Below are 2,650 nucleotides of genomic sequence, written 5' to 3' on the forward strand. Positions count from 1 at the left end.
AGTCTGAACCGCCACGCTTTATGTGGCGGTTTCACAATGTACGATTTCGCCTAATTTCAGCACACGTAGTTGTTCGTTCGGAAAGTTGCGACGTTTCCATTCAGTATAAAGGTGATCTAACGCTTCTTTTGGTGTATCATCAGCGAATCCGGGTAGTTTCTGAATTCTCTCTTTAATTGCTTTGACTGCTTTGCTTAAAGCTTGGAGATCATTACCGCGTAAAGCTATCTGGAGGGGTTTTTGACCGCCAGAATCAACAAATTGAATATCTTCGACACTAGTAGTTACCCCAGAAAGAGTCGGTAATGAGGAGCGGAATTGGTCTTGTAGTTCCGCAGTAGTGATTGTGCGATCGCGCTTTAATTTTACATATAGTATCCCTTTGTTCGGCTCACCCTCACGGGAACCAACAGTAGTAAATACCGTTTCCACTGCCGGTGATTTTCTTACAACCTCTTCTAGTTTCTTCGCAACCTCAAGAGAATCGGTCAAGGGATTGGGAATTGGGAATTGGGCATTGGGCATTGGGCATTGGGCATTGGGCATTGGGCATTGGGTATTACTTATTCTTTCTCCCCCTGCTCCCTTACTTGCCAAATCGGGGATACTCGGCAAAGGAGCCGTATAAGCAATATTGAATTCGCCGCGATCAAGTTTAGGAATAAAGCCTTTGGGAATTAGTGGAATCAGTGCTATACCTGCGATGAAGCTGAGTACAGCTATCCCAATAACTATCTTACGGTGATTCAAAGACCAACTCAGCAAGTTTCTGTAAAATTGAGTAAACGCTACCGATATTTTTGCTTCTCGACGCGGGGAGAGGGAGGATTTAGGTTTCAGCCAGTAGATAGCCAGCACTGGAGATAAAGTCCGAGCAACTAGCATAGAAGCGAGCATCGCTGCTGAAACAGTGATGCCAAAAGGCTTAAAAAACTGACCGATTACCCCGCCCATCAAACCTATGGGCAGAAAAACCGCTACTGCTGTCAAAGTGGCGGCGGTGACTGTCAACCCAATCTCATTTGTAGCTAAAAGCGCTGCTTGGCGAGGAGTTTCCCCATCATCTACGTGTCGCATGATGTTTTCCACATCAACGATCGCATCATCAACAATACTACCAATCACCAAAGCTAAAGCCAGCAGGGTAATTGTTTCCAGGTTAAAGCCGAAAATCGCCATAACGATAAACGTCGCCAACAAAGACGTAGGAATCGCCAAGGCAGAGATTAGGGTGGCTCGCCAATTCCATAAAAAAGGAAAAATTACTACGATGGATAACAAGACTGCTTCCATCAGCGCATCAATTGTTGATTGTGTGGCTCGACGGATATATTCTGCTTGAGTAGAAGCTAAAGTGAGTTTGACATCCTTCAGACTAGACCGCAGCCTTTGGACTTCTTTTTCAACTCGACTCACTACTTCCAAAGTGTTAGCACTGCCACGTTTGATTACCTGAAATGCGAGTGCATCTTGCCCGTTAAACCTGACTAATGTTGCCCCTGCTTGGGGGATAACTGCACTCGTATTCAATGGATTTAGGGGAGGAGTTGCAGTAGCACCACCCAACAGTGAGACTTTCAGAACACCTGGAAGTTTAGCGATCGCACTCACAATCTCGTCTTTCGCTAACTTTGTCAAATCCGTAAGATTCCGCGTGGGACTCTCAATGGCATAACTAATGGCGGCTGACTCATTCAAATTCAGGGGAATAATTTTAGAAGTCGCCCCTTGAGGTAGAGTCAACTGCTTGAGGGCAGTTTCAACTTCTTTGGTCGATGTTTCTAAATTCGTCCCAACGGCGAAAGAAAGGGCAACGGCTGTTTGACTAGGATAAGTGGATGAACGGATATTCTCCAGTCCTTCTAGAGAGCGGAGGCGTTCTTCTAAGGGTTGGGTGAGTTTCGCCTCTGTATCCAGGGCAGTTGTCAGGGGGGCTGTAGCATTCACAACCACCACTGGAAAGGTAATATCTGGAAACAAGGCATACTTGAGGGAACTGAAAGCCAGAACACCAGCTACTGTTACGGCAATCCAAAAACTCACCGTCAGCCACGAAAATTGAATCGCCAATTTAGAAATATTGAAGACTTCTCGTGCGGATTTTGAGCGATCAAGCTTTACCATCTTGGAAAATTATCGTGTGGGTGACACAATTATTTAGTCATGCTACAGCAATCACCTTCGGTTTGCGAGTTTTGGTTAGTACTAAACAGCAATATTACTTATTGTCACTCAGATATGACCCAATCTTTAATACAAAAGGAAACTTCAAAGATGAAACTTGGTTCTGTTGAGCATAAGGAATTATTCTGCCAGAGCTTTATGGAAAGCTACAGGGAATACGAGCCTGAGAATCTGCCATGGCCAGATTTGGACGATACAGCCTTGACTTTGCTACGCAGTATTCCCTTCTGGGATAAAGCTCTGGATACAGAGCGACAAGCCGGAGCAATAGTTAGTGGTTACGCAGCGATGGTGAGTGATCCTATTTTACAAAATGCGATCGCTCTCCAAGGTAAAGAAGAATTACGCCACGCCCGCCTACTACAAACATTAATTGACTGTTACGGCATCCAAATACCAGAACGTCAACCTATTGAAGTTCCCCAAAATCTTGAACCAGTCTTTACGCGCTTTGGCTTTGAAGAGT

At 45.0% G+C, this 2,650-nt stretch carries 1 protein-coding gene and 2 pseudogenes; 2 read left to right on the forward strand and 1 reads right to left on the reverse strand.

From position 1 onward, the window contains the following. Positions 1-138 precede the first annotated feature (138 nt). Positions 139-2,124 (reverse strand): annotated as a pseudogene (locus tag LC574_RS34900) (efflux RND transporter permease subunit); the annotation flags it as partial. On the opposite strand from LC574_RS34900, the gene LC574_RS34905 reads away from it, so the two are divergent. Further along, positions 2,094-2,294, forward strand: a complete 201-nt coding sequence (locus LC574_RS34905; protein ID WP_229458198.1) for a hypothetical protein — start codon at positions 2,094-2,096, stop codon at positions 2,292-2,294. The pseudogene LC574_RS34900 and the gene LC574_RS34905 overlap by 31 nt on opposite strands. Further along, a pseudogene (locus tag LC574_RS34910) lies at positions 2,275-2,650 on the forward strand (ferritin-like domain-containing protein); the annotation flags it as partial. The gene LC574_RS34905 and the pseudogene LC574_RS34910, both read left to right, overlap by 20 nt.

It is taken from the genome of Nostoc sp. CHAB 5715 (assembly GCF_020829685.1).
Taxonomy (GTDB): domain Bacteria; phylum Cyanobacteriota; class Cyanobacteriia; order Cyanobacteriales; family Nostocaceae; genus Nostoc.